The following is a 20,637-nucleotide window of genomic DNA, read 5'->3' on the forward strand; positions in this document are numbered from 1 at the left end:
GTGCGCGGTATCAGGGGCGCTCGATGGCCAGCGCCACCCCTTGCCCACCACCGATACACAGGGTGGCCAGGCCCTTCTTGGCATCGCGGGCGATCATTTCGTGGAGCAGCGTGACCAGCACGCGGCAGCCGGAGGCACCGATGGGGTGGCCAATGGCAATGGCGCCGCCGTTGACGTTGACCTTCGAGGTATCCCAGCCCAGCTCCTTGTTGACCGACAGCGCCTGAGCCGCGAAGGCTTCGTTGGCTTCGACCAGGTCCAGGTCATCCAGGCTCCAGCCTGCTTTTTCCAGGCAGCGGCGGGTAGCCGGTGCCGGGCCGATGCCCATGATGGCCGGGTCGACCCCTGCATTGGCATATGCGGCAATGCGTGCCAGCGGCTCCAGGCCCAGCTCTTTGGCTTTTTCAGCGGAGCACAGCATGACCACGGCAGCACCATCGTTGAGCGATGAAGCGTTGCCTGCTGTCACGGTGCCATCTTTCTTGAAGGCAGGGCGCATGCCGCCCAGCTTGTCGGCAGACACTTCGCGCGGGTTTTCGTCAGTATCAAAAACCACCGGGTCGCCTTTGCGCTGGGGGACTTCCACCGGCACGATCTGGCCTTTGAACTTGCCCTCTTTGATGGCGGCGGCGGCTTTTTGCTGCGAAGCGGCGGCAAATTCGTCCATCTCTTCTCGGGTGATGGCGTATTTTTCGGCCAGGTTTTCGGCGGTGATGCCCATGTGATAGTTGTTGAACGCGTCCCACAGGCCGTCGTGGACCATGGAGTCGATGGCTTTCCAGTCGCCCATGCGCTGGCCGTTACGCGAATTCGGCAGGATGTGCGGGGAGGCCGACATGTTTTCCTGGCCGCCTGCCAGGATGATCTCGGCATCACCACAGCGAATGGCCTGAGTGGCCAGGTGCAGCGCCTTGAGGCCGGAGCCACAGACCTTGTTGATGGTCATGGCTGGCACGCTCTCTGGCAGGCCTGCCTTGATGGCGGCCTGGCGCGCGGGGTTTTGGCCAACGCCTGCGGTCAGTACCTGACCCAGCAGCACTTCATCGATCTGCTCAGGAGCCACGCCCGTCGATGCCATGATGTCTTTGATGACCAGCGCGCCCAGGTCGCTGGCAGGGATACCTGCAAGTGAACCGCCAAATGAGCCTACAGCAGTGCGGCGAGCCGCCACAATGACCACGTCTTGCATACATTGACTCCTTGAGTGAGTGTTGCATCGTTTCTATCGCAGATAAATTCATCGCAGATAGATGCATCGCAGATAGACGTGCCGCCTATCTCTTGTTGTTAGCGACGTTACTGCGTGTCGTGTCAGGCTTGGCTACAGCATAGGGGAAGGTTGTGCATTGCGGCAATACGCTTTTTTTGGCAAATAAAAACGGGCCGATCAACGGCCCGCTGGAAACATCGTTTCTGAACTGTCGTTTCTCAATTCATGCGTCTTACGCCAGCTGTACCGGTATGGCATTGCTGGTGTGGCTGACGTGGTTGCCTTCCTGCAGGTAGACCAGCGCGGGCTGGTGCTGCTCCACTTCGGCTTCGGAGTAGTGGGCGTAGCTGCAGATGATGATGCGGTGCCCAGGCGAGGCCAGATGCGCCGCCGCGCCGTTGATGGAGATCAGCCGTGAGCCTTCTTCACCGCGAATGGCGTAGGTGGTGAAGCGCTCGCCGTTCTCCACGTTGTAGATCTGGATCTGTTCGTTTTCGCGGATCCCGGCCATGTCCAGCAGCTCGCCGTCGATGGCGCAGGAGCCTTCGTAGTTGAGCACGGCGTGGGTGACGCGGGCCATGTGCAGCTTGGCCTTGAGCATGATGGTATGCATGAAAACTCCTGGATGACGAGCCAGCCTAACGGCTAGCTCCGGGCAGCCTTGGGTAGCTGCACACTGATGTTATCGATAAGCCGTGCCGGGCCGAGTTTGGCAGCCGCCAGCAGAACGGCCTGGTGGGTGGACGGCGTGACCGGGCCGAGTGCGGTGTCACGCAGCTCCAGATAGTCGGGTGTAAAGCCGGCATCATACAGCGCAGCCTTGCCGCGTTGTAGTACCTGTTCGGTGGGTTCGCCTTGCCCCAGCGCCTCGCGTAATGCGCACAGCGTGCGATATAGCGCAGGCGCCTGGGCGCGCTCTTCGGCACTGAGGTAGCCATTGCGCGACGACAGGGCCAGACCGTCCTCGGCACGCACGATGGGCACGCCCAGAATCTCGATGGGCATGTGCAGGTCGGCGACCAGCTTGCGGATCACCGCCAGCTGCTGATAGTCCTTCTCGCCAAAGCAGGCGACATCGGGCTGAACCAGGTGGAACAGCATACTGACCACCGTCGAGACGCCATCGAAGTGGCCAGGGCGTGACCCGCCGCATAGCCCTTCGCCCACCACCGGCACGTGAACGCGGGTTTGTGCCGCCAGGCCATTGGGGTAGAGCGCGCTCACCGTGGGGGCGAACAGAACATGGCAGCCCGCCTCGGTGAGCTGGGCCTGGTCGGCCTCGAAGGTGCGCGGGTAGGCATCCAGGTCTTCACCCGGTCCAAACTGCATCGGGTTGACGAACAGGCTGGAGACCACCACGTCCGCGTGCTGCCGGGCGGTGGCCACCAGAGCCAGGTGACCGGCATGCAGGTTGCCCATGGTGGGCACCAGCGCAATACGCTGCCCCTGGCGCCGATATTCGCGCAGCATGGCGCGTAGCTCGTTGATATCTCGCAAAGTGCGCATAGGAAATTCGCAATGACTCGCTTAGAAGCAGTGTTCCGTGGCGGGGAAAGTGCGGTGCTTGACCGCCTGATGGTACGCTTCGAAGGCCCCTTGAATGGAGCTGGCCTCGCTCATGAAGTTCTTCACGAAACGCGGCGTGCGGCCATGGGTAACCCCCAGTACATCGTGCATCACCAGAATCTGTCCATCGGTATCCGGCCCTGCGCCAATTCCGATGACGGGCACATCCAGCGCTTCGGTGACGGCTTTGCCAAGGCTGGCAGGCACGCATTCGAGCAGAATGACTGACGCACCAGCCTCTACCAGTACCCTGGCATCCTCGATGATCTGCGCTGCCTGCTCGGCCTCGCGGCCCTGCACCTTATAGCCGCCCAACTGATAGACAGTTTGCGGGGTCAGGCCCAGGTGGGCACATACCGGCACGCCCCGGCGCGTCAGCTCGCGAATGCCGTCGGCCATCCAGGCTTCGCCTTCCACCTTGACCAGCTCGGCACCGGCACGCATTAGCGCTGCGCCATCCTGTAACAGTTGGGCGGTAGTGGCATTACTCATGAAGGGCAGGTCGACCATGAGCAGGCTATGGCCCTTGCCCCGCGCGGCACAGCGGGTGTGGTAACAGATATCGTCGATGGTGACGGGGAGCGTGCTGCTGTGACCTTGCAGCACCATGCCCAACGAATCACCGACCAGCAGCACATCGACACCAGCGGCGCTGGCGGCGTGAGCAAAAGAGGCATCGTAGGCGGTCAGGCAACTGAACGTTTCGCCGGCGCGCTTATAGGCTTGTAGCGTGCTCAGGGTAACGGTTTTCATGGCGTGCTCTCGTTGTTTCTTCATGGGGTCGATGGCATGGCTGAACGTCAGCGCTGCTCGACCGTTATTATCGCGGCATCCCTGCGTGTGCGAAGGGGTTTAACCGGCAATTGTCACCTGAATGCGGGCATGGTGTCGAGATTTGTGTCAGACGCTAGCCGTCGAGGGGCGGCCGTATTGGGTAAGCGACGGATGTCGTCCAGCGGAAGTGTCGATGCCCAGTGGTCGAGCGGCTGCCCATGTAGGGTGAGCGATGGCTCCAGCGTGCTGGCAAGCTCTGCCAGCGGCACCAGTACAAAGGCGCGCAGGTGCATTTGCGCATGGGGCACGGTCAAGCGCGGCCATTGGCAGTGCTGTGACCCATAGAGCAGCAGGTCCAGGTCCAGGGTGCGGGGGCCCCAGTGGCGCAAACGCCGCCGCCGATGGCGCTGCTCGAGCGCCTGCAGCTGATCCAGCAGGGCCAGCGGCGAGAGGCGGGTCTCCAGGCAGGCCACGGCATTGATGAAGTCAGGCTGGTCCTGAGGGCCTATCGGCGGGGTGGCGTAGAGCGAGGAGTGGCCCTGCATCTGGCACAGGGGCAGCTCGGCCAGCGCCTCCAGGGCCCGAATGAGCTGCCCCTTGGGGTCGTCCAGATTGCTGCCCAGGCCAATATAGGCGCGTACCGGGCTCACGCTTCGCCCTTGCGAGATTTACGCTTTTTCTTGCGCCGCCGGTCACCCTGGCTTGCCGGGTCGCTGCCGACTTTTTGCAGTAGGCGCAGCTGTTCGTGTTCGTCACCTTTTTGGAAGGCCGTCCACCAGTCGCCCAGACCACGTGGGATTTCGCCCGCCTGCTCACGGAGCAACAGCAGGTCGTAGGCTGCCCGAAAACGTGGATGCTCGCGGGTCTGGAAGGCGCGCTTGCCCCGCCGCATGGGCAGGCGTGATTGCAGCTCCCAGATTTCCCGCATGGGAATACCGAAGCGCTTGGGAATCGACGTATGCTGCAACTGACGAGACACGACCTGCTGGGCGGCAGTTTGCAGTGCGGGCACTGAAGGCATGCCCTCGCGTTCGAGCGCTGCCTGGCGATGTACCACCGGTGCCCAGAGGAACGCCGCCAGCAAAAAGGCCGGTGTGACCGGGCGGTCTTCGGCAATGCGTTTGTCGGTATTGATCAGCGCCTGCTCGATCAACTCCTCTGCCCAGGCGGCATCGGCCATGGCCTCTTCGGCTTCCGGGAAGAGCATGCCGAACAGGTTGTAGTGGCTCAGCAGGCGGAAGGTAATCAGCCCATGGCCGGACATGAACAGCTTGAGCACTTCGTCGAACAAGCGTGCCGGAGGAATGTTCAGCAGCAGCGGAGCAAGGTCGTACATCGGCGCTTCGGTGGCCGGTTCGATGGTGAAATCGAGCTTGGCGGCAAAGCGGACCGCCCGCAGCATCCTCACCGGGTCTTCCCGGTAGCGCGTGGCAGGGTCACCGATCAGGCGCAGAGTGCGTGAATCGATGTCCTGTGCGCCGTTGGCGAAGTCGTGAATGGTGAAGTCGGCAATGTTGTAATAGAGCGCGTTGACCGTGAAGTCACGCCGTAGCGCATCCTCCTCGATACTGCCCCACACGTTGTCGCGCAGCAGCAGGCCATCGTCGGACTGATGGGCAATGTGGTCGCCGTGCTCGTCCTGCGGCTTGCCGCGGAAGGTGGTCACCTCGATGACCTCACGACCAAAGCGCACATGTACGATGCGGAAGCGACGGCCGATCAGGCGCGAGTTACGAAACAGGTCACGCACCTGCTCCGGCGTGGCGTTGGTGGCCACGTCGAAATCCTTGGGCATCTTGCCCAGCAGCGCATCACGAATGCAGCCACCCACCAGGTAGGCATCGTAGCCAGCGCCATTGAGGCGATAGAGCACCTTCAGCGCGGCTTCACTAATTTGCTTACGAGAAACGGGATGCTCGGAGCGCGGAATAATACGTGGGCTGAGCGCGTTGTCAGCGCTCTCTGGGGAATCGAGCAGTGATTTCAAGTGCTCTCCCGGACGATGTAATAAACGGGTAAATCCTTTAAACATGCGGCGATATCGACTCGCAAGGGTATCGATCAAGGCGTTGAGTGTATCCGACCCCCGATAGCTTGCAAAGCGCCGAGGTAGCGTTTGGGCGGTAACAGGTGACAAATGCGGAAAGGGGAGGCTACATGAGCCTCCCCCTACTAAGCAGACAATCAGCATCCATGCTGCTGTTTTTATTCATGATGGCACATCGCCCTGAATACGCACCGCAGTCGGTAGGCGTAAGAACCACTCTGATTCCGACCGCCTCGTATTCAAAACAATAATCCAACCGCGAACTTTTCTCTCCCGGCGAGTTGTTATTGGCTCCGGGGGTGTACACCTATGCTGCTGTTATTGTTGTTGGGGTGCAGCTTTTTGTGTACGTCGCGTCCTTATTTGGGCACTTGTAGGTTGCTGTTGTTTTTGTTGTCACATCAGGGTCTGCGCCGTGTTTGCAAACCCTGTGCTTACAAGTAGTGAGACTCGAGCCTGTTGTTCTTGTTAGTACCGTTATCTCTACCTGGCCCTGTTGTTCTTGTTGTGGCTCAGGTGGGGGCGGCGTCATGTTGTTTTTGTTAGCGACTGCCGCGTGGCCCAGTTTGTTCTTCTTGCTGAGTAATATTGCACTCGCTGTGCCACCTATCAGATAGCGTTTATTTTTCATGGGCTTGGCGTTTTAAAGGCGGGCCAGGGAACTTATCCGCACAGGAAGTGTTACCCCGAAATTGCCCTTTTTGCCGAGTCGTTGTGTGGGAAGGTAACAGTGAAGGGGTAACGGTTTTTGGATAATTCTTATGCAAATCAATCTATTGGACGTTAGTCTTATTGTCGACTTAAGTTTATCGGCGTGTCGTTTTTTTACGGGGAATCCCTAGCCGTTGACGCCTTTCCCAGAGGTTCTTGCGGCTGATGCCCAGCTTCTGTGCCAGCTCCGTTTCGCTCATCTGGTCCTGATGCTCCAGCACGAAGTGCTGAAAATAGTCCTCCAGAGAGAGGTCGTCCTCGTTGGGTTCCGGTTCACCGTCGCTGGCAGGAGCCGTGGGTGTGACGCTGGCGGTGGGGGACGGCGCCGGGCGATTGGTCACTGGACCAAGCCCCAGGTCGTCAGGATGGATCAGATGCCCCTCGGCCAGAATGACGCCGCGCTCCAGGGCATTTTCCAGCTCGCGCACGTTACCGGGCCATGGGTAGTCGCGCAGGTCCTGGCGTGCCGCCCGTGAAAGCCTCAGCCCCGGCCGCTCATGTCGCTTGCACGCTTTCTCCAGCAGAATGTCGGCAATCTGCAGCACGTCATCCTCGCGCTCCCGCAGCGGCGGCAGGGCAATCTGCATGACGTTCAGGCGGTAGTAGAGGTCGAGCCGGAATTCGCCGCTCCTGGAGAGGGCGCGCAGGTCCCGGTGGGTGGCGGCAATCAGGCGCACATCCACGTGGCGTGTTTCGACCGAGCCAATCTTGCGGATCTCGCCCTCTTGCAGCACCCGCAAGAGTCGGGCCTGGGCGTCCAGCGGCAGTTCACCAATTTCATCCAGAAACAGCGTCCCGCCGTCCGCGGCTTCCACCAACCCGGTGCGGGCGGCGCTGGCGCCGGTAAAGGCTCCCTTTTCATGGCCAAACAGTTCGGACTCGATCAGAGTTTCGGGGATCGCCGCGCAGTTCACGCAGATCAACGGTGCCTTGGCACGCTTGCTCTGTTGATGAATGGCGCGGGCGACCAGCTCCTTGCCGGTGCCGGACTCGCCCTGGATCAGCACGGTGACATCGGCGGGCGCCGTTTTGCGAATGCGCGTATAGACCTGCTGCATGGCGCTGCAATCACCGATCATCGTCTGCCTGCCACCGCCATCGTCGGTGATGTCCGGGGGAGTGCCCTGCTGCATGGATTGCTTGTGCAGAATGCGCTCGACGGTTTCCAGCAGTTCGGTATGGTCAAACGGCTTGGCCACGTAATCCACGGCGCCCTGCTTCAAGGCATCCACCGCCGAGCGCATGCTGGCATAGCTGGTCATGATGAGCACCGGGGCCGGGGCGGCCAGGGCGATCAGCGCCGTGCCCGGTTCCCCTGGCAGGCGCAGATCGCTGATCACCAGATCGAAGTCGCTGGGGGGGAGCTCGCGGGCTTCCTCGACGCTGGCGGCCTCGCTGACGCGATAGTCATGACGCTCCAGCAGGCGCTTGAGGGCGCTGCGAATAATCGCTTCATCTTCAACAATCAGTATCCGGGGCATGGGGCAAGTGATCATCCTGTCGGTAAAGCGGGAGCCATAGCGTGATGGCCGTGCCGCGAGGCTGTCCGGGAGGTGGCGAAGCCACTTCTATGTTGCCTTGGTGCTCATTGATGATTTGATACGCCAACGATAACCCAAGCCCGGTACCTTCGCCTGCCGGTTTCGTGGTGGTGAACGGTTCGAACAGCCGGTGTTTGACGCTGTCGTCGATGCCGTGGCCGTCGTCGGTCACGCGCCACCAGGCGTGGTTGGCCTGGTGGCCAGCCTCGATCACCACGCTGCCTTGTGGGGCACAGGCATCCTTGGCATTGCTCAGCAGGTTGACCATCACCTGGGTTAGCCGCTGGGCGTCACCACGCACCACAATGTCATCCGCGCACGCATTGGTAAAGCGCACATCCTCCCCTGAGCGGGCCAGGTGGATCAAGTGCAAGGCATCGTCGCTGACGCTGGCCAGGGCGACCGGAGCGGCGGGCTGGGGCAGGGCAGCTCGGCCGCCATGGGCAAAGCCGACCAGCGAGTTGACGATGCGGGTTACGCGCTGGGTCAGCTGTTGGATCTGGTCGGCGGTTTCCAGCAGTGCTGGGTCCTCGGTGTCGTAGCGCAGGTTTTGGGCCAGCGATGAGATGCCGGTAATCGGATTGCCGATCTCATGGGCCACGCCGGCGGCCAGTTGGCCAATCGAGGCCAGCCGCGCGGCGTGCACGAGTTCCTCTTCCAGCCACTTCATTTCGGTGTGGTCTTCGACCAGCACCACGCTGCCGCCACGGCTGTCATGGCCACTCAGAACCGCTTTATGCAGGGTGAGAAAGTAATCCTTGCCGTGCAGCGAGACGGCCTGCTTGTAAAGCGGGGTCTGGTCTGCTTCCAGTACGCTGCCCAGCAGTTCCGGCCAGGGTGCGGGCAGGCTGTCGCGGCGTGAGCCGATCACGCTGTCTCCACTGATACCCGAGAGCTGCGACAGCGCCTGATTCCACATCAGGAGTTCGTCGTCGTCACCCAGTACGCAAAGCCCGACGGGGAGATACGCCAGCGTCTGGCGGTGGTGGCGGCGCAGACCGTCCAGTTCGCGGGCCAGCCCGGTCAGCCGTGAACGGTAGGCTTCCAGGCGGCTTTCGACGAAGTGAATGTCGTCGGTGACCGGTGCATCGTCGTGGCGATAGGGCAGGTAGCGGTCCACGATATCGCGCGCCACCGAAGGCCCCATGAGCCCGGACAAGTTGGCCTGGATACGATCACGCAGGCGGCGCAGTGCGTAGGGGCGGCGCTCCTGAGGTGTCAGGTTGAGCGCCTTCAGGGCGCGACTGACCTCACGGCCAGCGGCTTCCTCGCCCAGCGCCTGGGCCAGGTGTGCGGTGAAATCACCGGCGGTGGCGGCCTCCAGCGGCAGGCGCTTGGAACGGATGACCGCGTCCACCGAGCAGGCCTCGGCAGACGAGCTTTCGCCTTCGGACATGCGCGTGAACAGCGATACCACCATCAGCAGAACGATATTGATGGCCAGCGAGATCAGCGTGACGCTGAACCAGGCAGGGTCATCGGCGCTCATCAGCGGGGTGAAGGGCAGGGCGGGCAGCGGGGTGTTGAGCAGCAGGGGCAGCCAAAGCCCCCACAGCCAGATGACGATGCCGCCGACCAATCCCGCCAGGGTGCCCTTGCGATTGGCGCCGGGCCAGTAGAGCAGCGCCAGCATGCCCGGCAGGCACTGGGCCATGCCCACGAAGGCGGCCAGCCCCAGGCTGGTGAGGGAGTGATAGCGGCCCAGGCTTTCGGCGAACAGCCAGCCTCCGGCAATCACCGCAACCACCAGCGCGCGACGTAGCCACAGCAGCCAGCCATAGAGGTCGCTGCGCGCTTCCGGCGGCCGGGCTACGAGCACTAGGTGATTCAGCACCATGCCCGACAGCGCCAGCGCAATCATCATCATGGTACCGCTGGCTGCGGCCAGGCCGCCGATGAAAGCCAGCGCACCGACCCACCAGTGCTCGGTCATCAGATAGGCGGCGTAGGCCGCGACGGGCACGTCGGGCTGGGTCGATTGGGCTGCCCATAAGATCAGCGGGACGGGCAGCGCCATCAGCAGCAGAAACAGTGGCAGTGACCAGCTGGCCTGAAGCAGAGTGTGCCGTGAGAGGCTTTCGGCGAAGGTGATCTGAAACAGGTGCGGCATCAGGAAAGCGGCGGCAAAAAACAGCAGCAGCAGGGTTCTCCACTGTGGCGCTTCCAGCTGCGGGGTGGCGGCCTGCACGGCGGCCCCTGGGCCTTCCAGCCAGCGCTGCAGGTCCTGGGGGCCATCGAACACCCACCACAGCGCAATCACGCCAAGCCCCAGCATGGCCAGCAGCTTGATCACCGATTCGAAGGCAATCACGGTCAGCAGCGTATCGTGGCGCTGGCGGTGGCTATGGCGGGCACCAAACAGCACCGCGCAGGCAGCGATAGCGGCGCAGAGCAGCAGCGTGACGCCCCCGCTGTAATGGCTGCCCGAGAGCAGGGCAATGGTGTCGCTGAGGGTCTGCACCTGAATGCCCAGCAAGGGCAGGACGGCCGCCAGGCTCAGCAGCGTGACCAGCGTACCGGCCCAGCGTGACCGATAGCGGAACGCAAACAGGTCGGCCAGAGATGAGAGCTGGTAAGTGCGGGTGATACGCTGGATGGGCACCAGCAGTACCGGTGCCAGCAAGAAGGCACCGGCCGCGCCCAGGTAGTAGGCCAGGTAGCCGAAACCGGCCTTGGAAGCCATCTCGACGCTACCGTAGACCGCCCATGCGCTGGCATAGACCCCTAGCGCCAGGGTGTAGACCATGGGGTGACGAGTGACCCGAATAGGTACCCGGCCGCGCTCGACGGCCATGCCGCAGGCCAGCAGCAGGCCGAGGTAGCCCAGGCCCAGCAGGGCAACCCCCGCTAGCTCAACGCTCATCCAGCTTCCTCTTCTGTTCAAGCCATAGGGTCAGGGCGATCAGGCCACCCCAGATGGCGAAAGGGCGATACCAGGCCGTGTCCGGGTCGCCCCAGCCGTTCATGAACAGAGGCGACAGCAGATAGCCGCCAAACACCAGAAACAGCATGATGCGGTAAACGTACATGTCAGGACTCCTCGGGCGTGGGCCGGTGGGCGTGGGGCGTCAGGCGCTCGGGCGACCAGTGGGCAATGGCCCACTGCAGTTGAGTGTCGACTGGCTCGCTTGCCAGGGTTGCCGGGGGCGCCTGGTCGAGCAGCGTGAGCGCCTGGTGCAGCTGGCGGCGCACGGCGTCTGGTGCATCGGCCAGCGGCGGGGCCAGGTTCTGTTTGGAGAGCTTCTGGCCATCCGCAGATACCACCAGCGGCAGGTGCAGGTAGCGCGGCGTGGCATGGCCCAGTGCCGCTTGCAGTTGGCGCTGCCAGGGGGTGTTGTCGAGCAGGTCGTAGCCGCGCACGATATCGGTGATGGCCTGGTCTGCATCATCGACCACGACCGCCAGCTGATAGGCCCACAAGGCATCCTTACGCTTGAGCACCACGTCGCCCAGCGCCGCCGGGTCGAACTGCTGGCGACCAAACAGGCGGTCCTGCCAGACGACAGGGCGCTGGCCGAGGTCGCTGCGCAGCCGCCAGGCAATAGGTTTGGTCGCGTCGCGCACGCCGTCTCGGCACCAGCCAGGATAGACGTCGAAATTCTGCCACTGCTTTCTCGAACAGCTGCAGGGGTAGGCGAGGCGCTGGGTGATCAGCTGCTCCAGCGCTCGCTGATAGGCGTCTGAGCGGGTGTGCTGCCAGCAGACCGCTTCGTCCCAATACAAGCCGAACCTTTCCAGCTGCTGCAGAATGGTGCGGTCGGCGCCGTCTGGGCAGCGTGGCGGGTCGATGTCTTCTATGCGTACCAGCCATTGGCCACCGGCGGCACGGGCGTCCAGATAGCTACCCAGGGCGGCCACCAGTGAGCCAAGATGCAAAGGGCCGGAGGGCGTAGGGGCAAAACGCCCGCGATAGGAAGCGGTAGCGGTCATGGCAACCCGTTTCTGGCAATCAAAGAGCACAAGCGTGGAAAGACACAAGATGACAAACAAAAACGGGCACCTCAAGGGTGCCCGTCAGCGGCCGTCACTCATGTTGCGGTGGCCGCGGTGTCAACCGCCCAGCTGCTTCTCTTTCAGCTCGGCCAGCGTTTTGCAGTCGACGCACAGCGTGGCCGTCGGGCGTGCTTCGAGGCGGCGAATACCGATCTCGACTCCGCAGGCCTCGCAGAAGCCGTAGTCGTCTTCATCGATCTTTTCGATGGTTTCGTTGATCTTTTTCAGCAACTTGCGCTCACGATCCCGAGTACGCAGTTCCAGGCTGAAGCCTTCTTCCTGGGTCGCGCGGTCGGCGGGGTCGGCGTAGTTATTGGCGTCTTCCTGCAGGTGGCGTACGGTACGATCCACCTCTTCCATGAGGTCCTGTTTCCAGTCCAGAAGCAGCTGGCGGAAGTGCGCGAGCTGCTTCTCGTTCATATACTCTTCACCCGGTGCCGGCTCGTACGGGATGAAGGACTTGGACGCTTCCGATTTCTTTTCCGCTACTGGCATGGGAGTGCCCCTTACGTTGTGACTACTGAACGTTGTGACTGCTGATCGACCATGTGCGTGTGTCACGATCGCACGCCAAAGGGGTGCTTGTTTAGCTGAAAATTAGCTGTGATGCAAGCATAATAGTGCGTTTTCGACCATGGTCCTACATCTTGTACGCCATGGGTCATGTTTTGACTACTGCTAGGAAAAGGAACCGTTATGGCCTGGAATACGCGTGTGGAACACGTCGCACCTTTTCGCGTGATGCACTTATTGGAAATGGCGCAGGCGCGTGAGGCGGCGGGTCATGATGTCATCCACCTGGAGGTAGGAGAACCCGATTTTGCCACGCCAGCCCCCATCGTGGCGGCAGGGCAGCAGGCGCTAGCGGAAGGCCGTACACGCTATACACCGGCGGCGGGGCTGGCCTCACTGCGTGAAGCGATTGCCGACCATTATGCCCAGCACTTTGGGGCAACGGTGGACCCGGCGCGGATTCTGGTGACCCCCGGCGCGTCCGGTGCCCTGCTGCTGGCCAGCCAGCTGCTGGTGGAAAGCGGTCAGCGCGTGCTGATGGCCGACCCCAATTACCCGTGCAATCGCCACTTCATGGCGCTGGCCGGTGCCCACATCGACAGCGTACCGGTGGGTCGTGACAGCGGCTGGCAGCTGACCGCACCGCTGGTCGAACGTCACTGGCAGCCCGATACGCGGCTGGCGATGCTGGCCACGCCTTCCAACCCCACCGGGCATACGCTCAGCGCTACCGCGCTAAGGGAGGTCATGCAGACGGTGGCCGCCAAGGGCGGCGATCTCATCGTCGACGAAATCTATCAGGGGCTGAATTACGACGATGCCCCGCTGTCGGCTCTGTCGCTATCGGAGAATGCGTTTGTGGTGAACAGCTTTTCCAAGTACTTCGGCATGACGGGCTGGCGGCTGGGGTGGCTGGTGGCGCCCGAGCAGGCGGTCGAGCCACTCACGCGGCTGGCGCAGAACGTGTTTCTGGCTGCGCCGACGCCCTCCCAGCATGCGGCGCTGGCGGCCTTCACGCCGGAGTGTCGCGATATTCTCGAAACCCGTCGGGCCACCCTCAGGCAGCGGCGTCAGGTGTTGCTGGATGGCCTGGCGGCGCTGGGGCTGGCGCCGGACCTGCCACCCCAGGGGGCGTTTTATGTATGGTTGGATATTGCTCGCTACAGCCGCGACAGCCAGGCCTTTTGCGAACGCCTGCTGCAAGAGGAGAACGTGGCCATCACTCCGGGGATCGACTTTGCCGTCCAGGGCGGAGAGCACCATGTGCGAATCGCGTTCACCAATGAAGTGCCCAGGCTTCAGGAAGCCATGGAGCGCCTGGCCCGCTTCTTAGGTCGCTTATGATGCACTACCCCACGCTGGTGCCGGGTACGCTGCTGCGCCGCTACAAGCGTTTTCTGGCCGATGTGCGGCTGGACAGCGGCGAAGAGGTGGTGGCGCACTGCCCCAATACCGGTTCGATGAAGGCGGTCAACGTGCCGGGGGCTCGGGTATGGCTATCGCCCAGCGACAACCCCAAGCGCAAGCTGGCCTGGACCTGGGAGTGGATTGCGCTGCCCCAGCCGGACGGCGCGCTGGCGCTGGCCTCGGTGCACACCGGGCGGGCCAATCGGTTGGTCGAGTCGGCCATACAGGCGGGAGACATCCCCCCTCTGGCAGACTACGCCACGCTGACGCGTGAGGTGAAAGTAGCCGATGCGCGGCTCGATTTTCGCCTCGACGACCCGGTGAAGGGGGCGGTCTATGTCGAGGTCAAGCAGGTAACGCTCAAGGAGGACGATGGCCACGGCTATTTCCCGGATTCGGTCAGTGAGCGTGGCACGCGGCATTTGCATCATCTGACGGCGCTGGCCCAGCAGGGTGAACGGGCGGTGCTGCTGTTTTGCGTCGCCCATGAAGGGATCGAGGACGTGGCTCCAGCGGCCCACATCGACCCCGTTTACGCGACCGCGCTGGCCGAGGCCATGGCGGCGGGCGTCGATGTGCTGGCCTACGGCATTCGTCTCGAGTGGCGCGACGCAGCGCCTTTCACTGCACGTTTGAACCGGGCGCTGACGGTGCGGGCCTAACGCTCGATGTAGAAGCGCTGGATAAAGCTGACCGGCTGCGGGGGCGCATTGCGGTCGTGGCGCACTTCCAGGTCGAAGCGCATGGGTTCGTCATGGCGCAGGCTGAACAGCGCAATGTGGTAGGTGGCATCGCCGTCGCGGACATTGCGAAAGCCGAGAGACTCCCCGGCGTCATTCAGTCCTCCGGCGCTGCCCTGGACGTTGGCCATGACCGGGCGCGTCGTGCCATCGGGCTGGCGCTGGCGCACGGCCACGTTGACCAGCCCGTGCCCGGCGCTGCGCTGGATGCGGTGGGCTTGAGCGACTTCCGGGCTCAGATGCCGCGTGGCGATGGCGCTGTAGTGAATTTCATAATCGCCCACTTCGACCCACTGTTCTGCCGTGGCCTGGGTCGACATCAGCAGCAGACCCAATAGTGTCAGCAGCGCGAGGCTGCGGCGCAGTCTTGCCATCGCCATGGCGGTTCTCCTCTACGATGGGCGGCGGCGAACCCTGAAGATGGCAATTTCGCCAAACAGATTCGGCCACCATTTGGATGTCCAGTGTCCTTTGTGGTCGCCCACGCCCACGGCGCGGTCCACGATCACCAGCCCCTTCTCACCACAGAGGTGCTCGAAGTCATTGAAGGTCGACAGGTGAATGTTGGGCGTGTCGTACCAGGCGTGGGGCAGCGATTTCGATACCGGCATGTAACCGCGCACCCCCAGGTGGACGCGGTGACGCCAGTAGGCAAAGTTGGGGAAGGTAATGATGCCTTCCTCCGCCACCCGCAGCATCTCATCGAGCATCTTGTCCGGGCGGCGCAGTGCCTGCAAGGCCTGCGTCATGATGACCTGGTCGTAGCTGTTGTCGCCGAAGCTGGCCAGGCCGTCGTCCAGGTTGTGCTCGATCACGCTGACCCCCTTGGCCACACACTGGGTGATGCCCTCCGGGTCGATCTCCAGCCCGTAACCGGAGACCTGTTTCTCGTTGGCCAGCCGCTCCAGCAGCGTGCCGTCGCCGCAGGCCAGGTCGAGGATACGGGCGCCGTGGGGCACCCAGTCATAGATCAATTCCAGGTCGGTGCGCATTAACGAGCCTCCTTCTTGGCGACGGCGTCGATCTTCAGCTCGCGAGCGACGCGACCCATGAAGGCACTGAACAGCGCGTGGTAGCGGGGTTCAGGCAGCAGGAAGGCGTCGTGGCCGTGAGGGGAGTCGATATTGGCATAGCTGACCGATTTGCCCGCCTGGGTCAGGGCATCCACCAGCTCACGGGAACGCGAGGGCGGGAAGCGCCAGTCGGTGGTGAAGCTGACGATCAGGAAAGGACATTGGGCCGGGGCCAGCGCCTGGGCAAGGTCGCCCCCGTGGCGGGCGGCAGGGTCGAAGTAGTCCAGCGCCTTGGTCATCAGCAGATAGGTATTGGCATCGAAGGCGGTGGAGAAAGTATCGCCCTGATAACGCAGGTAGGACTCCACCTGGAACTCGACATCGAAGCCGAAATTCAGGTCGTCGCTGCGCAGGTCGCGGCCAAACTTGCTGCCCATGGCGTCTTCGGAGAGGTAAGTGATATGACCGACCATCCGCGCCAGCTTCAGGCCCCGCCTGGGCACCGTGTCGTGCTCTGCGTACCAGCCATCGAAGAACTCCGGGTCGGAGCGAATGGCCTGACGAGCCACCTCGTTGAAGGCGATGTTCTGGGCCGACAGGCGGGGCGTGGCGGCAATGATAACCGCATTGGCCACTCGCTCCGGGTACGTGATGCTCCACTGCAGCACCTGCATGCCGCCCAGGCTGCCACCCACGGCCGCAGCCCAGCGCTCGATGCCCAGGTGGTCGGCCAGGCGCGCCTGACTGGCCACCCAGTCGTTGACCGTGATCACGGGGAAGTCAGGCCCCCACTGGCGACCGGTGTCTGGGTTATGGCTGACGGGGCCGGTACTGCCGTGGCAGCCGCCCAGGTTGTTCAGCGACACCACGAAGAAACGGTTGGTGTCGATGGATTTGCCCGGGCCGATATGGGCATCCCACCAGCCGGGCTTGCGGTCCTCGGCAGAGTGGTAGCCCGCCGCATGGTGGTGGCCGGAGAGTGCGTGACAGATCAGTACCGCGTTGGAGCGCTCGGCGTTGAGCGTGCCGTAGGTTTCATAGATCAGCTCGTATTCTGGCAGCGTCTTGCCGCAGGCAAGCGGTAGCGGCGTATCAAATTTGGCAACGTGTGGTGTGACCAGACCCACGGAGTCCGCTGGCCGGTCAGCAAAAGCAAGAGTGTCTGAATCAGGCATCGAAAGCGCTAGTCCTGCAAAATGGATCCTGCTCAAAAAGACGCGACGACCAGCCTCAGAGGCCGACCAGCGCGCCCGAGATTCCCGCCGCGCGGATCAGCGCGCCAACCACCAGCCCATCGACCAGGTTGATGGCGATGAACACCACGATGGGTGACAGGTCGATCATGCCCAGCGGCGGGATGACCTTGCGCACGGGAGCCATGATGGGCTCTACCAGCTGCATGACCAGCAGCGCGCCTGGATGACTGGCATTGGGAGCCACCCAGCTCAGGATGATCATGACGATCATGGCAAAGAAGTAAATCTTCAGGATGGCATTGGCCAGGGCCGCTACCCCGGCAATCAACAGGCCGGGAATCGGCGGCATGCCCAGGTCAATGACCATGAAGATGGCCACGATGCTGACGACCTTCAAGACGAATCCTGCCGCAAGGGTGGCCATGTCGAAGCGACCTGCCACGGGGCCCAGGACGCCCTGGAACAACCCTACCACCGGCTGGGTGATCTTGACCACCGACTGGCTCAGGGGGTTGTAGTAATCGGCCCGTGACGCCTGCAGCAAGAAACGCAGCATCAACAGAAACAGATAGATATTGATCAGTGTATTGACGAGCATTAGCCCCGCGCTGCCCAGTTGGCTTCCCATTACTGCCTCTCCTTCGATCTTGGTATTGGTGTGCAAAATAAACGCTAAAGGCGTATCAGGCACGTCATCCTGTGTGTAACGCAGGCATTATGTGTGTTGGCCGAGCTCTTTGGCCATGGCGTCGGCACGCTGAGCACACGCTTGCATGGCATCAGCGACGATGGTTCTCAGTTCGGCCTCTTCCATGTGGGCAATGGCGCGTTCGGTGGTGCCGCCCGGCGACATCACGTTCTGTTTCAGCGTGGCGGGGTCTTTGTCGCTGTGCTTGGCCATGGTGGCGGCACCCAACGCGGTCTGGATGGCCAGCCGTCGCGCCGTGGCGGCCGAAAGCCCCTGTGCCACGGCGGCTGCTTCCATGGCTTCGAACATCAGGAAGAAATAGGCCGGTGCGCTGCCGGACACGGCGGTGACGGCATTCAGCAGGTGCTCTTCTTCGACCCACTCGACGATACCCACTGCTTCCATCATCTGAGTGGCCAGTTCGCGCTGGGCCTCGCTGACGGCCTGATTGGCGTAGAGGCCGCTGGCGCCCATGCCGACCAGGGACGGCGTGTTGGGCATGCAGCGTACCAGGGCGTTACCACCCCCTAGCCACTGGTCGATGGTGTCAGCGTCCAGACCTGCCGCAATTGACACGACCAGCGGTGCCTGCTGCTGGACGCTATCGCGCAGGGCCTCACAAACGCCGCGCATGATTTGCGGCTTGACGGCCAGGACGACCACGTCAGCGCCACTCACCGCCGCGTTGTTATCGGTATGGGTATGAATGCCCAGGCGCGAGGCCAGGGCTGAAAGCTCGCTCTCGTTGGGGGCCGTGGCGGTGATGTCGCCAGGCGCGACACCGCTGTCGATCAGGCCGCCGATAATGGCGCTGGCCATGTTGCCTGCGCCAATGAAGGTGATCTTGTTCGCCATGGGGGTATCCTTTTTTGCAAATGGCTGCGGCGTGCCGCAGAAAATAAGCCGTGTTCGGGTGGTCGCCGTCAACTCCGAGCGCCAAAAATGGCGGTGCCCAGCCGTACCAGCGTGGCACCTTCCAGAATCGCGGCTTCGAGGTCATCGCTCATGCCCATCGAGAGCGTATCCAGAGGGGCGTCGGGCAGGGCTGCCTGCAGCGTTTCCAGCAGCGCCCGTAGCTCAGCCAACGGTTTGCGCTGCGCTTCCTGCGTTTCCGCCGGGGCGGGAATCGCCATGAGGCCCCGCAAGGCGAGGCCGGGCAGGGGCGCGATTTCCCGGGCCATGGCCAGCGCATCTTCCGGTAGTACCCCGGATTTGCTGGCTTCGCGACTGATATTGACCTGCAGGCAGATATTCAGCGGTGGCAGGTGGGCCGGGCGCTGTTCGCTCAGGCGCTTGGCAATCTTGAGGCGGTCGACGCTGTGTACCCAGGCAAACTGTTCGGCCACGGGCCGGGTTTTGTTGGATTGCAACGGGCCAATGAAGTGCCAGACAATGTCTTCCAGGTCGGCCAACTGCGCCTGCTTGTCCAGCGCTTCCTGCAGGTAGTTTTCGCCAAACGCCCGCTGGCCGTGCTGCCAGGCCAGGCGCACGCTGCTGGCGGGCTTGGTTTTACTCACCGCCAGCAGCGTTGCACCGTTCGCTGGTCGCCCGGCCTGGTCGAGCGCCTGGCCCAGGCGTTCGCGCGCAGCGGCCAGTGACTCGGGAAGCGCGTTGTCTGTCATACTCAAACACCTTACCGCAGCTGGGAAAAGAGAGATGGATATTACCGAACTGCTGGCATTCTCGGCAAAGCAGAATGCGTCCGACCTGCATCTTTCTGCAGGCTTGCCTCCCATGATACGTGTTGATGGCGATATCCGTCGGCTTAATGTGCCCGCCATGGAAAACAGTGACGTTCGGCGATTGATCTACGACATCATGAACGATCGTCAGCGCCGCGACTATGAAGAGTATCTGTAAGCCGACTTGTCTTTCGAGATGCCCGGCGTTGCGCGTTTCAGGGGCAATGCCTTCAACCTGGCGCGGGGATTGGTGCTGGTGACAGGGCCCACGGGGTCGGGCAAGAGCACGACGCTGGCGGCCATGATCGATGTCGCTACAGACGCTCCTCAAGCGACAGGGGGGCACACTGAGCGATGCTCAGACCCGAGCCAAGGGAGCGCTGTTGGTCAAGGAGTAGCGGCGCGGTATCAGGCGGCGTAAATACCGCCCAGTACACGCGGGCCGCTGGCACCCGTCACGGAAGGCAGGTTGCCGGGGAGCCCATGCAGGCGCTGATGGGCCAGCCAGGCAAAGGCACCCGCTTCAATCCAATCTTCCGGCCAGCCCAGCGTGGCCGGTGATACCAGCGCCATGTGCGGTAGGCGAGCCGCCAGCCTCTCCATCAAATGGTCGTTATGGGCGCCTCCTCCGCAGACCAGCAGGGTCGCTTTTTGATCGCCCAGCGGCAGTTGGGCGATGCCTTGCGCGATACTGGCCACCGTGAGTTCCGCCAGCGTTGCCTGAATGTCGCAGGGCGCTTCGTGACCGGTGAGGTGGCGCTGTAGCCAATCCAGGTGGAAGAGCTCACGACCCGTACTGCGCGGTGGTGGCTGCTGAAAGAAGGGCTCTTGCAGCAGCCGCTCCAGCAGTGCGGTATCCACGCGGCCACTGGCTGCCCAGGCACCCTGTTGGTCAAATCGACCGGCATGATGCTGGCCAAACCAGGCATCCAGCAGCACATTGGCCGGCCCCGTATCGAACCCCACCACCGCCTGCCCTGGTTGGCTCGATAGCCAGGTAAGGTTGGCAAAGCCGCCCAGGTTGAGCACCAGCTGTTCACCTGCCCGTGCTCCGAACAGTGCCTGATGAAACGCAGGAGCCAGGGGCGCCGCCTGGCCTCCTGCAGCCAGGTCACGACGGCGAAAATCCGCCACGACGGCGCAGCCGGTCAGTTCTGCCAGCAGGCTCGGGTTGTCCAGTTGCCAGGTATAGCGTGGCCCGCCCTGGTGCCCCTCGGGGGCATGTTCGATGGTCTGGCCGTGGCTGCCGATGGCCGCTATCTGGTGGTGAGCGACGCCATGCTCTGCCAACAGAGTGTTGACGGCCCGTGCTTGCAAGCGGCAGAAAGCATCTTCGGCAGCGGCCAGCTCGGCAAACGTCACCGACGACGAGTGGCATAAATGTAGCAGTTGCCCATGCAGCGCATCGGGCATGGCAACCGCCGTGGTGCCGATCAGGGTCGGAGGAGTATGGGGCGTTATTTCGACGAGGGCGGCATCGATGCCGTCCAGGCTGGTGCCCGACATCAGCCCGACATACAAGGTCGGTAACGCGAGAGGTGAAGTTTTCATATCGC

At 62.7% G+C, this 20,637-nt stretch carries 20 protein-coding genes and 1 pseudogene; 3 read left to right on the plus strand and 18 right to left on the minus strand.

The window, feature by feature from the left end:
• Positions 1-10 precede the first annotated feature (10 nt).
• The 11 genes from KVY02_RS02070 to dksA all read right to left on the minus strand — a co-directional run bounded on the left by KVY02_RS02070 (position 11) and on the right by dksA (position 12,337).
• Positions 11-1,189 carry an acetyl-CoA C-acetyltransferase gene (locus KVY02_RS02070; RefSeq protein ID WP_039181351.1) on the minus strand — a complete coding sequence of 393 codons (1,179 nt, stop codon included), beginning with the start codon at positions 1,187-1,189 and terminating at the stop codon, positions 11-13.
• Between the two features lie 253 nt (positions 1,190-1,442).
• Positions 1,443-1,823 carry an aspartate 1-decarboxylase gene (gene panD, locus KVY02_RS02075; protein WP_016915932.1) on the minus strand — a complete coding sequence of 127 codons (381 nt, stop codon included), beginning with the start codon at positions 1,821-1,823 and terminating at the stop codon, positions 1,443-1,445.
• Between the two features lie 32 nt (positions 1,824-1,855).
• On the minus strand, positions 1,856-2,716 hold the full coding sequence (panC, locus tag KVY02_RS02080) for a pantoate--beta-alanine ligase (RefSeq protein WP_218314225.1): 861 nt from the start codon (positions 2,714-2,716) through the stop codon (positions 1,856-1,858).
• 21 nt (positions 2,717-2,737) lie between these two features.
• The gene (panB, locus tag KVY02_RS02085) at positions 2,738-3,529 is read right to left on the minus strand and encodes a 3-methyl-2-oxobutanoate hydroxymethyltransferase (RefSeq protein WP_016915934.1); all 792 of its coding nucleotides are present in this window, start codon (positions 3,527-3,529) and stop codon (positions 2,738-2,740) included.
• A 113-nt stretch (positions 3,530-3,642) separates the two neighbouring features.
• Positions 3,643-4,200 (minus strand): 2-amino-4-hydroxy-6-hydroxymethyldihydropteridine diphosphokinase, encoded by a 558-nt coding sequence (gene folK, locus KVY02_RS02090; RefSeq protein ID WP_218314226.1) that lies wholly within the window; start codon positions 4,198-4,200, stop codon positions 3,643-3,645.
• Complete coding sequence (gene pcnB, locus KVY02_RS02095; protein WP_218314227.1) at positions 4,197-5,582, minus strand: polynucleotide adenylyltransferase PcnB; 1,386 nt, start codon at positions 5,580-5,582, stop codon at positions 4,197-4,199. The genes folK and pcnB overlap by 4 nt, the downstream gene beginning before the upstream one ends.
• 821 nt (positions 5,583-6,403) lie before the next feature.
• Positions 6,404-7,789 (minus strand): sigma-54-dependent transcriptional regulator, encoded by a 1,386-nt coding sequence (locus KVY02_RS02100; protein WP_218314228.1) that lies wholly within the window; start codon positions 7,787-7,789, stop codon positions 6,404-6,406.
• Positions 7,767-10,712 carry an ATP-binding protein gene (locus tag KVY02_RS02105; protein ID WP_218314229.1) on the minus strand — a complete coding sequence of 982 codons (2,946 nt, stop codon included), beginning with the start codon at positions 10,710-10,712 and terminating at the stop codon, positions 7,767-7,769. The genes KVY02_RS02100 and KVY02_RS02105 overlap by 23 nt, the downstream gene beginning before the upstream one ends.
• Positions 10,702-10,878: a hypothetical protein gene (locus KVY02_RS02110; RefSeq protein ID WP_016915939.1), complete on the minus strand. Its 177-nt coding sequence runs from the start codon at positions 10,876-10,878 to the stop codon at positions 10,702-10,704. Before KVY02_RS02110 ends, KVY02_RS02105 begins: the two co-directional genes overlap by 11 nt.
• A gap of 1 nt (position 10,879) precedes the next feature.
• Entirely contained in the window at positions 10,880-11,779 is a 900-nt protein-coding gene (gene gluQRS / locus KVY02_RS02115) for a tRNA glutamyl-Q(34) synthetase GluQRS (RefSeq protein WP_081193564.1), read from the minus strand.
• A 120-nt stretch (positions 11,780-11,899) separates the two neighbouring features.
• A complete protein-coding gene (gene dksA, locus KVY02_RS02120; protein ID WP_016915941.1) occupies positions 11,900-12,337 on the minus strand; it encodes an RNA polymerase-binding protein DksA in 438 nt (145 codons plus the stop codon).
• Positions 12,338-12,538: 201 nt separating this feature from the next.
• On the opposite strand from dksA, the gene KVY02_RS02125 reads away from it, so the two are divergent.
• Complete coding sequence (locus KVY02_RS02125; protein WP_081138070.1) at positions 12,539-13,699, plus strand: aminotransferase class I/II-fold pyridoxal phosphate-dependent enzyme; 1,161 nt, start codon at positions 12,539-12,541, stop codon at positions 13,697-13,699.
• Positions 13,696-14,424, plus strand: coding sequence for a DNA/RNA nuclease SfsA (gene sfsA, locus KVY02_RS02130; RefSeq protein ID WP_081138071.1), 729 nt, complete (start codon positions 13,696-13,698; stop codon positions 14,422-14,424). Before KVY02_RS02125 ends, sfsA begins: the two co-directional genes overlap by 4 nt.
• On the opposite strand, the gene KVY02_RS02135 is transcribed toward sfsA, so the two are convergent.
• From KVY02_RS02135 to KVY02_RS02160, 6 genes are all read right to left on the minus strand, one after another.
• Positions 14,421-14,882, minus strand: a complete 462-nt coding sequence (locus KVY02_RS02135; RefSeq protein WP_081193570.1) for a DUF4426 domain-containing protein — start codon at positions 14,880-14,882, stop codon at positions 14,421-14,423. The two genes, sfsA and KVY02_RS02135, sit on opposite strands and share 4 nt — an antisense overlap.
• A 12-nt stretch (positions 14,883-14,894) precedes the next feature.
• Positions 14,895-15,494: a methionine biosynthesis protein MetW gene (metW, locus tag KVY02_RS02140; protein ID WP_016915945.1), complete on the minus strand. Its 600-nt coding sequence runs from the start codon at positions 15,492-15,494 to the stop codon at positions 14,895-14,897.
• Complete coding sequence (locus KVY02_RS02145; protein ID WP_039181315.1) at positions 15,494-16,690, minus strand: homoserine O-succinyltransferase MetX; 1,197 nt, start codon at positions 16,688-16,690, stop codon at positions 15,494-15,496. The genes metW and KVY02_RS02145 overlap by 1 nt, the downstream gene beginning before the upstream one ends.
• 55 nt (positions 16,691-16,745) lie before the next feature.
• Entirely contained in the window at positions 16,746-17,339 is a 594-nt protein-coding gene (locus KVY02_RS02150) for a YggT family protein (protein ID WP_081193576.1), read from the minus strand.
• 87 nt (positions 17,340-17,426) lie between these two features.
• The gene (proC, locus tag KVY02_RS02155) at positions 17,427-18,254 is read right to left on the minus strand and encodes a pyrroline-5-carboxylate reductase (protein WP_218314230.1); all 828 of its coding nucleotides are present in this window, start codon (positions 18,252-18,254) and stop codon (positions 17,427-17,429) included.
• Positions 18,255-18,322: 68 nt separating this feature from the next.
• Positions 18,323-19,021, minus strand: a complete 699-nt coding sequence (locus KVY02_RS02160) for a YggS family pyridoxal phosphate-dependent enzyme (protein ID WP_218314231.1) — start codon at positions 19,019-19,021, stop codon at positions 18,323-18,325.
• Positions 19,022-19,055: 34 nt separating this feature from the next.
• On the opposite strand from KVY02_RS02160, the pseudogene KVY02_RS02165 reads away from it, so the two are divergent.
• A pseudogene (locus KVY02_RS02165) lies at positions 19,056-19,391 on the plus strand (ATPase, T2SS/T4P/T4SS family); the annotation flags it as partial.
• Between the two features lie 98 nt (positions 19,392-19,489).
• Here the strand turns inward: KVY02_RS02165 and KVY02_RS02170 are convergent.
• Positions 19,490-20,632, minus strand: coding sequence for an anhydro-N-acetylmuramic acid kinase (locus tag KVY02_RS02170; protein ID WP_218314232.1), 1,143 nt, complete (start codon positions 20,630-20,632; stop codon positions 19,490-19,492).
• Between the last annotated feature and the right edge of the window lie 5 nt (positions 20,633-20,637).

Origin of the sequence: Halomonas sp. 18071143, from assembly GCF_019211725.1 — a bacterium.
GTDB lineage: Bacteria > Pseudomonadota > Gammaproteobacteria > Pseudomonadales > Halomonadaceae > Vreelandella > Vreelandella stevensii.

Bases quoted from the DNA above. Each gene is read 5' to 3' on its own strand.
- KVY02_RS02170 (WP_218314232.1), bottom strand. From the start codon at position 20,632: ATGAAAACTTCACCTCTCGCGTTACCGACCTTGTATGTCGGGCTGATG.
- KVY02_RS02070 (WP_039181351.1), bottom strand. From the start codon at position 1,189: ATGCAAGACGTGGTCATTGTGGCGGCTCGCCGCACTGCTGTAGGCTCA.
- KVY02_RS02145 (WP_039181315.1), bottom strand. From the start codon at position 16,690: ATGCCTGATTCAGACACTCTTGCTTTTGCTGACCGGCCAGCGGACTCC.
- KVY02_RS02100 (WP_218314228.1), bottom strand. From the start codon at position 7,789: ATGCCCCGGATACTGATTGTTGAAGATGAAGCGATTATTCGCAGCGCC.
- KVY02_RS02135 (WP_081193570.1), bottom strand. From the start codon at position 14,882: ATGGCGATGGCAAGACTGCGCCGCAGCCTCGCGCTGCTGACACTATTG.
- KVY02_RS02150 (WP_081193576.1), bottom strand. From the start codon at position 17,339: ATGGGAAGCCAACTGGGCAGCGCGGGGCTAATGCTCGTCAATACACTG.
- panB (WP_016915934.1), bottom strand. From the start codon at position 3,529: ATGAAAACCGTTACCCTGAGCACGCTACAAGCCTATAAGCGCGCCGGC.
- KVY02_RS02160 (WP_218314231.1), bottom strand. From the start codon at position 19,021: ATGACAGACAACGCGCTTCCCGAGTCACTGGCCGCTGCGCGCGAACGC.
- dksA (WP_016915941.1), bottom strand. From the start codon at position 12,337: ATGCCAGTAGCGGAAAAGAAATCGGAAGCGTCCAAGTCCTTCATCCCG.
- proC (WP_218314230.1), bottom strand. From the start codon at position 18,254: ATGGCGAACAAGATCACCTTCATTGGCGCAGGCAACATGGCCAGCGCC.
- gluQRS (WP_081193564.1), bottom strand. From the start codon at position 11,779: ATGACCGCTACCGCTTCCTATCGCGGGCGTTTTGCCCCTACGCCCTCC.
- pcnB (WP_218314227.1), bottom strand. From the start codon at position 5,582: ATGTTTAAAGGATTTACCCGTTTATTACATCGTCCGGGAGAGCACTTG.
- KVY02_RS02125 (WP_081138070.1), top strand. From the start codon at position 12,539: ATGGCCTGGAATACGCGTGTGGAACACGTCGCACCTTTTCGCGTGATG.
- KVY02_RS02110 (WP_016915939.1), bottom strand. From the start codon at position 10,878: ATGTACGTTTACCGCATCATGCTGTTTCTGGTGTTTGGCGGCTATCTG.
- metW (WP_016915945.1), bottom strand. From the start codon at position 15,494: ATGCGCACCGACCTGGAATTGATCTATGACTGGGTGCCCCACGGCGCC.
- KVY02_RS02105 (WP_218314229.1), bottom strand. From the start codon at position 10,712: ATGAGCGTTGAGCTAGCGGGGGTTGCCCTGCTGGGCCTGGGCTACCTC.
- panD (WP_016915932.1), bottom strand. From the start codon at position 1,823: ATGCATACCATCATGCTCAAGGCCAAGCTGCACATGGCCCGCGTCACC.
- sfsA (WP_081138071.1), top strand. From the start codon at position 13,696: ATGATGCACTACCCCACGCTGGTGCCGGGTACGCTGCTGCGCCGCTAC.
- panC (WP_218314225.1), bottom strand. From the start codon at position 2,716: ATGCGCACTTTGCGAGATATCAACGAGCTACGCGCCATGCTGCGCGAA.